This window comes from Paenibacillus sp. J22P90, from assembly GCF_059692195.1.
The window spans coordinates 158,329-172,371 of the sequence record NZ_JCAUAY010000003.1 but is presented as its reverse complement, the minus strand read 5'-3'; the positions used below and the strand labels follow the sequence as shown (position 1 = coordinate 172,371).

Annotated in this window: 13 protein-coding genes; 8 read left to right on the top strand and 5 right to left on the bottom strand. The window is 46.4% G+C overall.

The window, feature by feature from the left end; genetic code table 11:
• The first annotated feature begins 34 nt into the window (after positions 1–34).
• From pnuC to AC58UX_RS11090, 3 genes are read left to right on the top strand one after another with little or no spacing between them, the layout of a single operon-like run.
• Positions 35–700, top strand: coding sequence for a nicotinamide riboside transporter PnuC (gene pnuC / locus AC58UX_RS11100; RefSeq protein WP_497252471.1), 666 nt, complete (start codon positions 35–37; stop codon positions 698–700).
• Positions 676–1,677, top strand: a complete 1,002-nt coding sequence (locus AC58UX_RS11095) for an AAA family ATPase (protein WP_497252469.1) — start codon at positions 676–678, stop codon at positions 1,675–1,677. Before pnuC ends, AC58UX_RS11095 begins: the two co-directional genes overlap by 25 nt.
• Before the next feature lie 5 nt (positions 1,678–1,682).
• Positions 1,683–2,567, top strand: a complete 885-nt coding sequence (locus AC58UX_RS11090; RefSeq protein ID WP_497252467.1) for an ADP-ribosylglycohydrolase family protein — start codon at positions 1,683–1,685, stop codon at positions 2,565–2,567.
• A gap of 284 nt (positions 2,568–2,851) precedes the next feature.
• On the opposite strand, the gene AC58UX_RS11085 is transcribed toward AC58UX_RS11090, so the two are convergent.
• The 3 genes from AC58UX_RS11085 to AC58UX_RS11075 are packed head-to-tail and all read right to left on the bottom strand — an operon-like array spanning position 2,852 to position 5,113.
• Positions 2,852–2,989 (bottom strand): hypothetical protein, encoded by a 138-nt coding sequence (locus AC58UX_RS11085; protein WP_497252465.1) that lies wholly within the window; start codon positions 2,987–2,989, stop codon positions 2,852–2,854.
• Positions 2,986–3,816 carry a WYL domain-containing protein gene (locus tag AC58UX_RS11080; protein WP_497252463.1) on the bottom strand — a complete coding sequence of 277 codons (831 nt, stop codon included), beginning with the start codon at positions 3,814–3,816 and terminating at the stop codon, positions 2,986–2,988. Before AC58UX_RS11080 ends, AC58UX_RS11085 begins: the two co-directional genes overlap by 4 nt.
• A complete protein-coding gene (locus tag AC58UX_RS11075) occupies positions 3,803–5,113 on the bottom strand; it encodes a helix-turn-helix transcriptional regulator (RefSeq protein ID WP_497252461.1) in 1,311 nt (436 codons plus the stop codon). The genes AC58UX_RS11080 and AC58UX_RS11075 overlap by 14 nt, the downstream gene beginning before the upstream one ends.
• A gap of 173 nt (positions 5,114–5,286) precedes the next feature.
• Here AC58UX_RS11075 and AC58UX_RS11070 point away from each other — a divergent pair, with 173 nt between their 5' ends.
• Both AC58UX_RS11070 and AC58UX_RS11065 read left to right on the top strand, forming a co-directional pair.
• A complete protein-coding gene (locus AC58UX_RS11070) occupies positions 5,287–6,066 on the top strand; it encodes a nucleotidyltransferase domain-containing protein (RefSeq protein WP_497252459.1) in 780 nt (259 codons plus the stop codon).
• A gap of 35 nt (positions 6,067–6,101) precedes the next feature.
• The gene (locus tag AC58UX_RS11065; protein WP_497252457.1) at positions 6,102–7,328 is read left to right on the top strand and encodes an RtcB family protein; all 1,227 of its coding nucleotides are present in this window, start codon (positions 6,102–6,104) and stop codon (positions 7,326–7,328) included.
• Between the two features lie 283 nt (positions 7,329–7,611).
• Here the strand turns inward: AC58UX_RS11065 and AC58UX_RS11060 are convergent, their stop codons facing one another.
• Together AC58UX_RS11060 and AC58UX_RS11055 are read right to left on the bottom strand one after the other, a co-directional pair.
• Positions 7,612–8,031 (bottom strand): hypothetical protein, encoded by a 420-nt coding sequence (locus tag AC58UX_RS11060; RefSeq protein ID WP_497252455.1) that lies wholly within the window; start codon positions 8,029–8,031, stop codon positions 7,612–7,614.
• A gap of 12 nt (positions 8,032–8,043) precedes the next feature.
• Complete coding sequence (locus AC58UX_RS11055) at positions 8,044–9,075, bottom strand: eCIS core domain-containing protein (RefSeq protein ID WP_497252453.1); 1,032 nt, start codon at positions 9,073–9,075, stop codon at positions 8,044–8,046.
• Positions 9,076–9,783: 708 nt separating this feature from the next.
• Here AC58UX_RS11055 and AC58UX_RS11050 point away from each other — a divergent pair.
• The 3 genes from AC58UX_RS11050 (at position 9,784) to AC58UX_RS11040 (ending at position 13,992) form a co-directional block, all read left to right on the top strand.
• Complete coding sequence (locus AC58UX_RS11050; RefSeq protein WP_497252451.1) at positions 9,784–11,088, top strand: plastocyanin/azurin family copper-binding protein; 1,305 nt, start codon at positions 9,784–9,786, stop codon at positions 11,086–11,088.
• A 64-nt stretch (positions 11,089–11,152) separates the two neighbouring features.
• Positions 11,153–12,901 carry a stalk domain-containing protein gene (locus AC58UX_RS11045; protein WP_497252449.1) on the top strand — a complete coding sequence of 583 codons (1,749 nt, stop codon included), beginning with the start codon at positions 11,153–11,155 and terminating at the stop codon, positions 12,899–12,901.
• Between the two features lie 32 nt (positions 12,902–12,933).
• Positions 12,934–13,992, top strand: coding sequence for a DUF4198 domain-containing protein (locus AC58UX_RS11040; protein ID WP_497252447.1), 1,059 nt, complete (start codon positions 12,934–12,936; stop codon positions 13,990–13,992).
• The last annotated feature ends 51 nt before the right edge of the window (positions 13,993–14,043 follow it).

Below are 14,043 nucleotides of genomic sequence, written 5' to 3'. Positions count from 1 at the left end.
ATTGTCATTATGAAGTTATTAGGAGGGGTTCTATATGAAAAAGGTATGGACACTAGCTGTTGTCTTCATCTGTATGATGGCCATTGCCGTTTACACGTCATCAGCACCTATTGAAATCGTGGCGACGACAACAGGGTTGCTGTGTGTTTGGTTGACCGCAAAAGAAAATATATGGGCATGGCCCATCGGACTGGTTAATGTTGGCTGTTTCTTCTTCATGTTTTGGGAAGCGAAGCTTTATGCGGATACGATGCTGCAGGTGTTCTTTTTCCTATTAAGCGTGTATGGTTGGATCATTTGGCTGACGAAAAGAGAAGGTACGAAGGTGCGCCCTACTCGAAAAACAACTCCCCGACTCATGCTTATTCTTAGCCTGATTTTTGTAGCGGTGACACTCCTCTGGGGATATGGACTAAAATCGTATACAGACGCATCTATTCCTTATGTAGATGCTTTGATTGCTACGCTGAGCCTCATTGCACAGTATTTACTATCATCCAAAATATTGGAGAATTGGCTTTGTTGGATCGCTGTCGATGTGATGTCCATCGCGATGTATGCTTATAAAGATTTATATACAATATCGTTCTTATACGTAATTTTCTTGATCATTGCTACGGCGGGGTACATTTCATGGAAACGAGAGTTGCAAGCAGTAGATCGGAGGGAACCCGTATGTCACAACACAGAACAGGTCTGACACTTGGGAAGTTTGCGCCGCTTCATCGTGGCCATCAGTTCATGATCGAAACAGCCATTCAGGAAATGGATGAAGTCATTGTTGTTATTTATGATTGTCCCGAAACGACGGATATTCCTTTGCGAGTGCGGTCCAATTGGATCCGTACTCTCTATCCGCAGGTACAGGTCATCGAGGCCTGGGACGGTCCGACTGAAATCGGAGATACGCCTGAAATAAAAAGTATGCATGAAGCCTATATGCTGCAAAAGCTGGCAGGGCGGAAGATTACCCATTTTTACTCCAGTGAGTTTTATGGGGAGCATATGAGTGCAGCTTTGGGGGCAGAGAACCGTCAGGTTGATCCAGATCGGGTGACATTCCCGGTTTCTGGCACGGTGGTTCGGGAGCAGCCTTTTGACCATAGAAGGTTCCTGAGTCCGTTTGTTTATAAGGATATGATTAGGAAAGTCGTATTTCTTGGGGCTCCTTCAACTGGCAAATCGACACTGTCCGCTTATATGGCGAAACAGATGGATACCGTCTGGATGGCAGAGTATGGTCGCGAATATTGGGAAAAGCACCAAGTGGATCGCAGATTATCGTTAGCGCAGCTGGAAGAAATCGCAGAGGGTCACATAGAAAGGGAGGATCGTCTCGTACAGGATGCGCGTGAATTCCTTTTTGTGGATACGAATGCGATTACGACGTATATGTTTTCGTACGATTATCATGGGGAGGCGACGCCGCGTTTGGGTCAAATGGCAGTGGAAGCAGCATCACGGTATGATTGTGTTTTTGTGTGCGATACGGATATTCCTTACGATGATACCTGGGATCGTTCCGGTGATGTGCAGAGACTTTCGTTTCAGAAGCAGATTATCGCTGATTTGAACATGCGGCAAATCCCTTATGTGGTGCTAAGTGGGACGCTGGAGGAGCGGGCAGAGAAGGTTACTAAGGTTTTAAAAGACCGTTATCCGACTGTGGGGAGGTAGTATCGATGATAGAAATTGATGTGTTGGAAAAAATCAAAGGTGGGCTTTACGGTGTTGCCATTGGTGACGCTTTGGGTGGCACAACCGAATTTATGAGTGTTCGGGAAGTTCAAGCGAAATACGGTTATTTAACCGAGATCGTTGGCGGGGGCGTCTGGCGTTTAGAGCCTGGTGAAGTGACGGATGACACGATGATGACGTTGTGTGTGGCGGAAGGGATTTTGGACAATCCCATCGATCCCCTTGATGCCATCGGATCACACTTTATGAAGTGGTATCAAACGAGGCCGAAAGATATCGGCAATATCATTAGGCATACTTTTGAGAATGTTGAAGGGAATTGGTTCGAGGCTGCTTATGTAACTCATATCGAGATGGGCCAAAGTGCGGGGAATGGATCATTAATGCGCTGTTTGCCTGTAGCGTTGGCTTACAAGGACTGGTCAATGATCGAGCGAATTTCCCACATGCAATCGAAAATGACCCACTATGATGAAAGATGCAACGAAGCTTGCATTCTCTATAATCGCATTGCTTTTCGACTGATTCAGGGGGAAGAGATGAAAACCGTGATCCAGCAGGAGCTGATCGGAACGGAATATGAAAGTATGCTCACATCAGCGCCTGACTGCGAAGCTAGCGGTTTTGTTGTTCATACGTTGCGTTGGGTGCTCCATATTTTGCTGGAAGCTTCTGACTTTAGCGATGTTGTTCAGAGAGCGGCCAATTTGGGCGGAGACTCCGATACCATTGGGGCCATTGCTGGTGGGTTAGCGGGCATTTATTATGGGTATGAGCAAATACCGGCTAAGTATGCCGAGGCGATACTGATTAGGGAGCGGTTGGATGAGGTTTCGGTGAGGTTGGTTGGGGTGCGGGGTGTAGGGTAAGAAACTGCATTAATTAGATAAAATCAAACTAAATTGAATTATTTTGATCCTCAATATAGTTTAATTCGATTTTGCCGAACTAATTGACCAAATTTTAGTGTGACAGCTGGTTAGGGGCTGTTTAGTTGTGTTAAATCGAACTATTGCCCCTAATCTCTGCAGAATGTAGTAAATAAGTAGGCAAAATCGAACTAACAGCTTCTCCTGTGGGAAAAAATCAAGTTCGACGGAAGTAGGACAGCAACTAGCACCTACTTCCAATTTCGCTGCAACAGCTCACTCACCTAACACCCCGTAATCCCACATATCTGAGCAAAAAAATGCTTAAACGCAAGGAACACGAGGTACATCCCTACTGCTACGATAAACACAGATCCCGCAATGGCAATCCAAATATGTGACTTCGGTCTTGAATTTTTCATATAACTTCCTCCTCGTCCTCGCCACTGGAACTCACGCCATACCGCGCCAATGCCTTCGTCGACGACTCCAGCATGCGTCTTTTCAAAAAATCCCCCTCAACGACACGAACTCGTTTGCCGAGAAAACGGATCTTGGATAGCAGATACTCCGCTTCATTGCCGAGTATGACCACCCTAACCCTATAGATATCATTATCTGTATCATAGGCGACGTCTTTTTCGAAGCTGGAGAGGGCGTATAGGATTCGCGACAGCTCTTTATTGTAAACACGAACGACCTCAAGGACGGCTTCGCCTTTTCGAGCGTCGAGGGCAATCTTGATTTTCGCCAGGATGCTATCTGCCTCTATAGTTTCCAAAGTCTCTGCCGTGACGGAAGCGATCTTATCCAGTTTGGTACGCATGAACGTGTGATGCCGCAGGTGGAACCAGAGGAGGTACCATTCTCTTTTGACCATGGAGTATTCTAACTTATAGGGCAGCCCAGATTGGCCAGACTGAATGCATCCGCCTTTGATCTCATGTGTAATACGGATACCGCTTTTCTCGGTGATAAGCCGTCTTAAAACTCGCAGGAGCGGGTGGTAGACCTGTTTCTCTCTACTGCGGGCTTTTTCAATGAGATGGTCGGAGATATCCATAACCCGATCTTGTTCAAGGATAGCTCGTAGTTTATTCAACGTATCAGGCGTAAAAGCCTCATCCGCCGCAGGATGCCCCAGCATCGTTTTCAGCCAGGACCTTTCGTGCGCAGTGACCATGAACGTCCCTGAGTCCTCAAGCCGGGAAATAATCTGGTAATTAAAAATCTTCTCAAACAGATTCATAATAAGCCCCAATCTCCTTCCATTCAGCGATCATTTCCCTGCGGAACTGAATCGGCTCGAGTATTTCACAGCTAGACCCGAAGCTGCGCAGCCAAGGCTTAATTTCTGTGGTCCCGTTAACCAGAATCTCATAGATAAAAGAATGCCCATCCTCCTGCACGATTTGTCCCCATTGTCCTTGAAGCAACACCCGGTCCTTAATAAAGTTAGGCGCAGAACCTTCCGGCTTGAAAAATCGGGCACGAACCGTCACAGGTTGCCCCGTATCAATTAGCCAGCTATAGCGAATTTTTTCCTGAAGCTCGGTCGATCTATTTTCAAACACATCTTCAGCAACCGATTCATCCTCTTCGATCTGCGTAATGCCTTCCAAACGATATTTTCGGATCCCCTCTCGGCCATTGGAAAGTAAATACCATCGCCCATACTGATGATCATAGACCACTTTCAGCGGGAGTGTTTTCTCCGCTTTTCCGTTCGTATCCCGCTCGAATAGCGGGTTGGTGTTCTTGGAGGCGTAGCTTTTTTCCGACTTGGGTGAAAAATATAGAAATCGAACCTTCCGACGGTTACGGATGGCACTAAGAATCGTGAACAAATGCGCCTCATCTAAGATGCGGGAATAATAGTGATATTTATATAAAAATGGCTCAATGGTATGCTTCTCAACTTGTTTGCGAGTCAAATGCTTTTTCAAGCCATCGCGCAGCAAATAGCCTTGAACAGATGGTACCTGCGTGTTCGCCATGACATCTACAAAATCATAAAGATCGTACAGTTCATCGTCTGTCTGTTCGTGGATCAGGTCATTTTGAATGCGGTATCGATAGGGACGAGCACCTGCTTGCTTTGTAATGACACCAACTTCTTCCAAATATTTGAGGTCGGAACGAATTGTTTTTTCATCGGGCTGGGAAAGCTCGGCAGACTGACTGGAACAAATCATGTCTAACAGCTCCATGGCTGTCAAAGCTTGTTCGTCCATAGCAGCTAAAAGCAGCGATATTCGCTGAGATTCCGATTCCTTCAGGGATTTGGCACGAAATAAGAAAAGCAGCATCGGATCGGTGGACTCGTAATAGCTGAAGCGAATCGTCTCGGCGAACTCTTTTCGCTCCTCCTGCGGTAAGTGCTGGTAGGTGGAGCTCACGATCTCTTTTAACCGTCGAAGCGTCTTGTCAAAAGTATGGATAGAAATGCCCAGTCTCTCTGAGAATTGCTGTCTGTTGTAGGCGCCACTCGTCAGCACGAGCATGCGTAGAAACTGGATTTCTTTATCAAAGCTTTCCTTAGCCACCTAACTCCTCCGTTCAAACTACTTCATAACTCCATTGTAACAGGGGATGGAATTGGGCGAAATGGTAAACTTTCTCTGTTGTCGTAATACTTTTACCATGTTCGATGGGAAGGAAATGAGTGAAAATAAGGTTATAAGGCTTTATATACAAGAACAAAAGGAGGAAGAACCTCATGTCAGATGTACAACAACAAATCATAGAGGAATTGAAACGGATCGAAAAGGAAGAGAATGTGCGCATCTTATATGCTTGTGAATCAGGCAGTCGAGCATGGGGCTTCCCTTCCAAAGATAGCGACTATGATGTAAGATTTATATACATTCGGCCAGTGGATTGGTATTTATCGATTTTTGAAAAACGCGATGTCATTGAACGACCGATCAGCGATATGCTGGATATCAACGGCTGGGATTTGAGAAAAGCGCTGAGTTTGTTTCGAAAGTCTAATCCACCATTGCTAGAGTGGTTGCAGTCTCCGATACTGTATATAGAAAATTTCTCGATAGCCGATCAAATCCGCCGAATATCGCCTTTGACCTTCTCGCCCAAATCGTGTATGCATCATTACCTGCACATGGCGAAGGGAAATTATAGGAAATACTTGCAAGGGGATCATGTCAAAATTAAAAAGTATTTCTATGTCCTGCGCCCGATCTTGGCCTGTGAATGGATTGAGCGGAATAACACGATGCCGCCCATCGAGTTTCAAGATCTTGTCGACAGCTTAGTGCCAGAAGGACTGCTAAAGTCGGCTATTCAAGAGCTCCTTGCTCGTAAAATAGCAGGCGATGAAATGGATTATGAGCCAAGAATCAATCCGATTATTGAGTTTTTAGAGGCGAGAATAGCCTACTATGATCGAACCGCATCCACCATGCAGACTGGTGAGGGTGCTCAGGATCAGCAGCTTGATGAGTTGTTTCGTTCGGCATTGAGGGAAGTATGGGGATAGGGATTTATCATTTTCAAATTTAGGAGTTGAACTACATGGCCTATCAAAATATAAACGGCGTCCGCGTCTGGGGGCAACCTGATGAAGGCGCTGTGTCACAAGCAAAAACTTGTTCAGAAACAGGAAGAGTCGTTCAAACATTACTGATGGCAGATCATCACAAAGGATATAGCCAGCCGATAGGTGGGGTAGTCGTATACGACGGTCAGTTATCGCCTTCTGGCGTAGGTTACGATATCGCTTGCGGCAATAAAGCGGTAAGAACCAATCTCATGGCTTCCGATGTAAAGCCTCGTATGGCTGGCATCATGGATCAAATTGCGCGTAAAATTTCCTTCGGGATTGGGCGCGTAAACAATGAAAAGGTCGATCATGATCTGTTCGATGATCCAGATTGGGATGTGTATAAAGCCATTGGTAAACAAGAACATGACAAGTTGAAGGCACTAGCACGAGATCAGCTTGGAACGGTTGGCAGCGGGAATCATTTTGTGGACGTGTTCGAGGAGGAGAGTACGGGACGAGTGTGGGTGGCGAACCATTTTGGCAGCCGCGGGTTCGGCCATAAGACGGCGAGTGGTTTTATCAATCTGACGGCTGGGCGCGAGTTTCTGGGCAACGCACCAGGTGAAAAGATGGATCAACCGCCGATTCTTTTGGATGTGTCGAGCGAAATGGGAGACATGTACTACAGAGCCATGAAGCTGGCAGGGCGCTATGCTTACGCGGGGCGAGATTACGTCATGGAGCAGGTGTTGACGATTTTAGGAGCAGAAGCGGAATTCGCGGTGCATAATCATCACAATTTTGCCTGGAAAGAAGTTCATAATGGTCAGGATACCGTAGTAGTTCGGAAAGGGGCTACGCCATCTGCGCCAGATCAGCTGGGTTTTATCGGGGGCAGCATGTGCGATATTTCCGTGATTGTGAGAGGGAAAGATACGGACGAGAATCGGGACGCTTTTTACAGCACCGTGCATGGCGCCGGCAGAGTTATGAGTCGGACGCAGGCGGCAGGCAAAATGAACTGGAAAACCCGCACCCGAAGCGGCGGGCAAATCTCAACAGACCGCATGATGGATGCGGTCAAGGATTACGGCGTGGAGCTTCGCGGCGCTGGGACGGACGAGAGTCCTTTTGTCTATCGGAAGCTGGAAGATGTGCTGGATGCGCATGCGGAGACGATTGAGGTGCTGCATGTTTTGAAGCCCATTGGTGTGTGTATGGCTGGGGCGGATGAGTTTGATCCGTATAAGGATTAGGGGGGGGGGGGGAGGAAGAGAAAGGGAACCAGAGGACGCTATTTTCGGCAAAATGCGCGAAATGGACAGTGAAAGGGAACTACAGTCCCTTATTTGTCCGAAAAATGCCCAAAACATCGAAAATCGGGCAAATAGCGGAACCACGTTCCGTTAGTCACGGAAATCGGCAGATTTTAGCCAAATAGCGGAACCACGTTCCCTTTCGAGGCTTCGTTTTGGAAAAAAAGGCAATCCCCAAGTAGAAATCTACTTCAGGGACTGCCTTTTCTCTTTCACGCCTTTGCTACTCATTCAACGCATCCTCTAACTCCCACGTATCCCCGATCCCGCTCACCTTGTAGCAGGAACCCTCGAACGAAATACACGCTTCCAGCTGAAGCTGCGGAAAGGTTAGCAGCCAGCTCTCCTCGTTGTTCTCATATCGAATCGGCAAGACCGTAGGCAGGTGCCGGATGAAATCGAGGACATGCGTATCATCGCCTGAACGTGTGAAATCAACCCAGTGCCCTGTGACTTTTCTGTCATTTACCGCAGAAAGTAGATCAATCAGCCAAGAAGGAGCAGCCCCCTCTTCATTAAGCTCATTTTCTTCAAGCAGCTCCTCGATAGCCTGCTTCTCTACCATCCGAGACTGCCAGTCCACTAAAGCTGCAGCCAGCTCATCCAAGAGCTGACTCAATTTGTTCCCTTCAGATGAACCCATTTCCTACTCCTCCTAGCTTACTGGAAACATCGTATTAATTCTCAATTTGCCGCCGTCAGCCTGGATATCCAAATTGACTTTATCGCAGTCGACTTGTGTGCCGTCTCGGAGATAACCGACTCCAGCACCAGCAACGTCGATGACGCCACCCATACCGAGTAAGTTTTTCTTAGGTGCATTTTTGGTCACCAATGCCGTGTAAGCCTTCGTGAAAGCTTCCTTATGCTTATCATCCGAAGCGAATTTGGAAGCGGCTTTGCCCGATGGCACCTTACTCTCCCGGCCGGAAGGAGCGACACCGGTTTTCAATCGATTCCGCTGCTGTTCTTCCGTTGTATGCGCCCCATGATCGGCATAGGAGTGCCCGCCACCGGCATCATAAGTACTTGGATTGTCCTTATCCAATCCATCATACAGCGTAGCTGCCACCTTTTGAATTGTATCCGTAGATGGAGCTTCGCCTTCTAAACTAGCGTTGTCCGATCGCTGCATTTGCATACGTTCTCCGCCAAAATCAGCTGCTTTAGCTCCCATAGTATCGGCTTCAGATTCTAATCCATGATCATCATTAATCGCGACTCCGCCAGCTTGCATGGTAGAGGCTACTCGTCCTTGACGCTGTTGAACCACGTGCCACGCCTCATGCGGCAAATGCTGCTCTTGACCAGGTCCGACATGGATGTTATTCCCCTGCGCATAAGCTAAGGCTTGCAGCTGAGCAGGTTTATCGGAATTGTAGTGCACCTTAACGGAATCCAAGGACATACCGGACAGGCTTTCAACACCTGATTTGAGGTTATCGGGCATGCCTGTTTTGTTTTCTTTTTTCTGAATCGGCTTCTCAGCTTGTGGTTGTGTTTGCGATCTAAATAATTGAGCAACGGCGCGATTTCCGATGGTTCTCTGTAGCTGTGCGATATGTGAAGTGGAAAAAGGGGACATGCGATCCGCTGTTCCAGTCTGTTTAGCCGTGTTGTTCGTTTTCGTATGCGTGTTGAGTTGATCTGACGATTGGTTATTTCTCATTTGTGATTGATAACTCATGAATGGAATTCACCGCCTTAGCCTGTTTACCTAATAGATTTACTTTCGGTCTCTTTACATTTTAAGGTAAAAGTTACCAGGGGACAACAGTTCTAAAGTTGTGTTTATTCCTAGCTTGCTGCAGCTTTCATCCACATATTTTAATTTGAGTGCTGATTTTGACTCTTCGAAGCTGATAAAATTACCCGTTTTTCGATCGATACAGTCAATAATGAGAAAGTACGAAGGACCCTCGATTAGGCTGCTGTGTTCGCCCTTTTTCAGCTTGCTAACCTCGGCAAAAATCCACTCTTCACCCTCGCTTCGATCAGCACGAAACGTAGATTCGTCAAATACTCTCTCTTTAGCTTCTGCCTTCCATAAAAATAAAACGCTTACATTTTTGTTTAGTTGTAGGCTGACACAATTATTTTAAAGTAAAAATATGAGCGAGACATATACTACTTTTTAACCTTTTTGCGAAAAATTTTGACTATTCAGAAATATTGTATTAGATCATTTTGTGGGCTAACGGTATGGCAATTATAAATCAAAATTTTATAGAAAGACTGTAAGTTTTACCATACATTATCTATTGAATGAGAAGAGGTGTTCTGATACAATTTGTATCGAAGCGTATGGTTAATACAACGAGGTTAAGTCTTCACAGTGCCTGGTGTTATCCAATGATGGATTACATAATAATGATCTGGTGAGGAGAATATTTGAATGCGCAAAAAGGTAATGGCTCTATTGTTGTCATCTGCATTGTTGCTTGCTTCGTACGGAACTGCATTCGCCGCAGAAACTGCTGCTCCACAATCGTGGAACGTTTCCGTAGGAAAGGAACAGGATCAAACCTCTTTGGACTCCATGTTTCCGAAAGTCATCTACATTCATGAAGGGGATACGGTTAAATTTACAGATGGTGCAAAGTTTACACCGCACACTGTCACTTTTTTTGCCGGTGCCGCCCCGCTTAACCCGCAAGATCCTAAATCCCTCGCACCTTCTGCCGCGAGTGGAAGTAAATGGGATGGAAAAAGCTTAATGAATTCTGGCTTACTAGCGCCAGGAGATTCGTACTCCATTACGTTTACGACAGCAGGAGCTTACCCCTATGCTTGTATTTTGCATCCACTCATGACAGGAACGGTTGTTGTTCTCCCAGTTGGAGCGCCTATCCCTAATCTTGTTGAACAAATGGCAGGGGTCAAGTCCGATGTAGATGATTTATTAGCGCAAGTTGAAGCACTGAAACATACCAGTATGGACGGAAATTATATGAAGAATGCCGATGGCAGCACGATGTACATGGTGGATGCAGGGATGGGGCATCGCGGTTTTACATTGAATACCATGATGCCGGAAATTCTATACATTAATGAAGGCGACTCCGTGGAGTGGATGAATGACAATTTGTATGAACCGCATTTTATTACGTTCAACAAACCAGACGATTTAAGCTTTTTCGGCCCGATGGGGGATATGAATCCAGCATTCTTGGCACCTGCTGGAACAGATAAATTTGATGGAAAAGGGTTTACCAATTCAGGCATGCTTATGGCGCAAAAGTCGTACACCCTGACATTTACCAAAGCCGGCACCTATGTCTACGAATGTTACCTACACTCCGGCAGCAAAATGACAGGTATCATCGTTGTAGCGCCAAAAGGTGCCGTTAAGCTAATGGTGAATGGCAAACCTTTCACTACGGCTTCAGCGCAGCTGTATCATAATCATGCCTATGCGGCAATTGTCCCAGTAATCGAAGCTTTAGGCGGGACGACGGTATGGAACGAAGATTTGCATGCCGTGGTTGTCAACATTGGAGGAAAACATGCCCTGCCTGCTCAGCTAGTACCTACACCAGGCGTTAAGGTTATTATCAACGGCAAACAGTTCTTCTCCGATCTCGCACCACAAATTATCGATGGCCATAGCTATGCAGCATTGGAAGACATCGTTAGTTTGCTAGGCGGCAGCTATAGCTGGAATGAAGCATTGAAATTATTTACCGTTACCGTGAATTAATTGATGAAGGGCATGGGAGAAGCGAATGCTTCTCTCGTGCTTTGTATCAGGAGGCCTGCAAGCGATGAATAGATTAGGTTCGACTAGATGGCTGCGCCGAGCGTGTCTTCCCTTCCTTTTCGCAGCAATGATTGTGTTAGTAGGATTACTATGCATCGAGTCGGGTTCGGTTCGTGCAGAGGAATCCGTGTCAGTTAAAAAATTTCACTTATATGCGACAGACGGTTATTTAACGCTGCCTGACCAAACGCAGGTCTATGTCTGGGGCTACAGTCTAAAGAACGAACAAGGAACTGCTGTATATCCTGCCCCAACTTTAGTTGTGAACGAAGGGGATCAGGTAGAAGTGACGTTAACCAACATCGGGCCGAAAAAAACGGGCATTAAACGTTTGGCCCATACGATCCATTTTCATGGACTCGACACCGATCAAGCCAATGACGGGGTACCACATACCTCCACAGATATTTTGGTAGGCGATAGCTTTACTTATCATTTTACAGCCGATCATGCAGGTACATATTTTTATCATTGTCATGTGGATACCGTGGAACATTTGCAGATGGGGATGCATGGTGCATTTATTGTTAAGGCAAAAGACGGAGCCAATCAAGCATGGACTGGCGGTCCAGCCTATGACAAAGAGTATACGTATGTTATGAACGAAATTGATCCTGTGTGGCATAAAGCTGTTGAAACAGGCACGGCCTATGATCGTACCGATTTTCATCCTCGTTATTGGACAATTAACGGAAAAGCTTTTCCGGATACAGAAGCAGACCCAACAACCTTAATTGAGGGCAAAGTTGGTGAAACGGTCCTCATTCGCGTGATTAACTCGGGCTATCAGGCACATGCTTTGCATTTACATGGGCATCATTTTCAGGTCATTGCATCGGATGGACGGCCTTTACCGGCTTTTTTGAATAAGGACACAATTAATATCGGTCCAGCGGAAAGATACGACTTGCTAGTTACCTTCACACAGGACGGCGACTTTCCGTTCCATAGCCACAATATCGTAGACAATACGAATAATGGCGTGTATCCAGGTGGACTGCATACGATGGTTAGCATTGCGTCCGCTGCGAGTAAATCAATTGTTTTGCATGCAGGCGATGCGAATGTCCAGGTGAATGGAAAAGTGACGCTTTTGGATGTTCCGCCACAGTTGATTGATGACACCACGTATGTTCCGTTAAGATTCATCGGGAATCAGCTGGGGGCTGAGATTCTCTGGATAGATGAAGAGAAGTCCGTCGTCTATACGACACCCAATACCCGAATTCAACTTTGGATTAATCGCAACAAAGTTATTGTAAACGGTAAAGAGCTGACGATGGAGCAGCCGCCCCTTAACCAAAACGGTTTCAGTATGGTTCCGCTCAGATTTGTTTCTGAGAACCTTGGGGCTAAGGTTAAATACGACCCCACAACGGGAAATGTCACACTCTTGTATGATCCCGACAAACATGACATGAACATGCATGCGGGTATGAACATGGACATGGGAGCGCACGCATCAACACCTTCATCTAAGGATTCATCCTCTTCGACACAAGCAGGGGAGCAAATTGTGACGATCAATCAAGCCGCCTTTTCGATCAAGGAGCTAAAGATCAAAGCGGGCACCAAAGTGACCTGGATCAACAAGGATACGCAAATTCATACGGTTACGGATCTTGATGTTCAATTTGATAGCCGAAACATTACGCCTGGCGATACATGGAGCTATACCTTTACTCGGGCTGGCACTTATACGTATTACTGTTCCACCCATCCAAGCATGCAAGCAACAGTAATTGTTGAATAACACTATTTCATATAATGGAGGATTTACTACGCATGCGGATGAAAAAAATAGCCGTTTTCGCGCTTACTGCAGCGCTCACCTTCAGTTTGGCATCACACGCGTTAGCGCATGATGGCTGGTCTCAAACGAATGCTCCCATCATGGCTCAGGGCGAAGTATCCTATGTGGAATTGCTGCTTGGCAATCACTCGAACGAGCACAAGAGCTATCGGATCGCTGGTCAGTGGAGCCCAGATACCTCCAAGGTATATGTAACGACGCCTGCAGGTAAAAAGGTAGATATTACATCGACGCGTTTCTACGCTGGCGAAGCGGCTACGGATAAAGAGCCTGCGGTAAATAATGGATTTGTGGCGTCATTTACATCGTCTACACCAGGAGCCTATATTATTACGGCTGAGGCCGACAGCATTAACAAGACAGCGTCCACGAGGTCGCTTCGAAGTGCAAAATCATTCGTAGCTGTAACCGATATCCCGACGCTCGACCGTGCAAAAGCCTTGCGTGGATTCGCTAAGCCTGTCAATCTCGACCGTGCTGAATTCGTTCCACAATTTAATCCAGCAGCCGTGACACCGAATGAAAAAGTCGCAGTTCAGCTTCTTTTGAAGGGAAACCCCTTAGCGTATACGGAAGTATCGCTCATCCGTCGCAGCAATTCGGAGGCGCAAACCTTTCAAACGGATGCAAACGGCTTGATTTCCTTTCAAACGGGCTTGGCGGATGACTATTTATTGAGAGCTTCCCTTACCACGGACGAGAGTAAGGCGGGTGAGTACAAGAAAGTAACTTATGCGATTACGATGACCTATCGGGTGCAAAATGGTTCTGTTCATTTGCCATTGGGCCAGGTAAATCCGCATCCTCATGTTTATGTAAATGGGAAGCAGGTGGAAGCTCGCGACATATTTATTCAAGACGGGGTAACGTATGTCAGTGCTTCGTTTCTACAAGAGCATATTGATGCATCCTATACCAAAGACGGGGTAGTCGCTATTCGAACTGCTGGAGAGAGCTTGGGAGCGATTGTTGAATATTTACCTGCAGTTGGGGAATCTCGAGCGGCGGTTCTCATTTATACTAAGCCATAGATGAATAAAGGCAGAGCCGACCATGTGATAGCATGCGGCTCTGTTTGTTAT